Source organism: Bartonella sp. AA1HLJMS, from assembly GCF_042197445.1.
Classification (GTDB): Bacteria; Pseudomonadota; Alphaproteobacteria; order Rhizobiales; family Rhizobiaceae; genus Bartonella.
This window is the reverse complement of record NZ_JBHIRW010000240.1, coordinates 1-938: the sequence shown is the minus strand read 5'-3', so window position 1 is coordinate 938 and position 938 is coordinate 1. Positions and strand designations below refer to the sequence as shown.

Annotated in this window: 2 pseudogenes; both read left to right on the top strand. The window is 41.9% G+C overall.

Annotated elements, in window-relative coordinates:
- Nucleotides 1–353: pseudogene (locus tag ACFIQE_RS10895) on the top strand (filamentous hemagglutinin); the annotation flags it as partial.
- Nucleotides 350–751 (top strand): annotated as a pseudogene (locus ACFIQE_RS10890) (hypothetical protein). The pseudogenes ACFIQE_RS10895 and ACFIQE_RS10890, both read left to right, overlap by 4 nt.
- The last annotated feature ends 187 nt before the right edge of the window (nucleotides 752–938 follow it).

Here is a 938-nt window from a genome sequence, read left to right as displayed (position 1 = left end):
AAGAAGGTGTTCACGGTATAGCCAACGAAAACACGACTATCAATCTCTATGGACCAGCCTTTAATGTTTTAGTTGCATCCGGTCTGTTAGGTTATGTGAGTGACGGCAAACAAACCATTGTTGGCTTTGATGGGAATAGATACGACTTTGTCAGCAGAATTATTGGCGGCAATGGCTATACCTACGAGACAATACCTGCTGGCAGTAACGTTTTGACAGAATGGTGGAGAGTGATCATGAATCCCATAAGTTCCCATACTTGCCTTAGATATGCGAGCGATATGTGCCAAAAGACTTATGGCTCATCTCATCGTGAACAAGTTCCTTCAAGTAAATCATGGAGTAAAAAATGAAAAAACCTTTAAAATTATTGAGTACATTAACTCTATTAATCATCACTGGTTGTCAATTTAATAAAACTCCTACCTCCTCTATAGGAGCCTAGGAGAAACTGGGAGCAGATTTTACTGAGGTAGGAAAAGCCTTATTAGAATGTGGAATGCCAACCCCTTATGATACTGATCCAGAAAACAGAAAGCAGAGCATTAATGCAAAAGCAACAATTTATGCTTGCATGGTTCAATCAGGTTTCCGTGATAAAGTGGGGGGAGGGACTTAGTGCGAGAATCATAAAGCCGAAAACCTTCCGATTTGTCGTCCAGGTGCTGTCATACCACAGCGCAGTGTCAAGAAGCGCTTAAACAGCCCGTTTTGTAAAAAGCATCCAGAACAATATGAATGCTATCCTTAAGTCTTGCTTGTAATGACCAACAATCCGCCATCTTGAGCGCAAGGCTGGTGAGATGATTGATGTTGGCCAATGTGGTTGGGGCAAAGTTTTTTGGTCAAAACTCAAACGTTATCCCAAAATCATTAAAGCCGTTAAAGGGGGTGGCACTGCTGATGGTTTTGTCACCAAGGCGCAATTTGCTGATCTG